This is a genomic window from Vibrio sp. 704, assembly GCF_033339295.1.
Window position 1 is genome coordinate 1 of the sequence record NZ_JAWOUH010000982.1, and the last position, 525, is coordinate 525.

Annotated in this window: 1 pseudogene; it reads left to right on the forward strand. The window is 50.7% G+C overall.

Going from position 1 to position 525, the window contains the following annotated elements:
• Nucleotides 1-525: pseudogene (gene glyA, locus R7R24_RS30230) on the forward strand (serine hydroxymethyltransferase); the annotation flags it as partial.

The following is a 525-nucleotide window of genomic DNA, read 5'->3' on the forward strand; positions in this document are numbered from 1 at the left end:
ACATGCCTAACAAACAAATACGCTGAAGGTTATGCAGGTCGCCGTTACTATGGTGGTTGTGAGCACGTAGATACAGTGGAAGCCATTGCTATCGAACGTGCGAAAAAACTTTTTAATTGCGAATACGCAAACGTTCAACCTCACTCAGGCGCTCAAGCAAACGGCGCAGTGAAACTGGCACTACTTCAACCTGGCGACACCATTCTTGGCATGTCTTTGGACGCAGGTGGCCACCTAACACACGGTGCACGCCCTGCTCTATCTGGCAAGTGGTTTAATGCAGTTCAATACGGCGTTGATCGTGAAACACTAGAAATCAACTACGATGATGTGCGCGCTCTGGCGCTAGAACACAAACCAAAGATGATCATCGCAGGCGGTAGCGCGATTCCACGTACTATCGATTTCGCAAAGTTCCGTGAAATCGCCGACGAAGTGAACGCAACCCTAATGGTCGATATGGCGCACATCGCAGGCCTTATCGCAACAGGCGCACACCCTAGCCCATTGCCACACGCACACGTT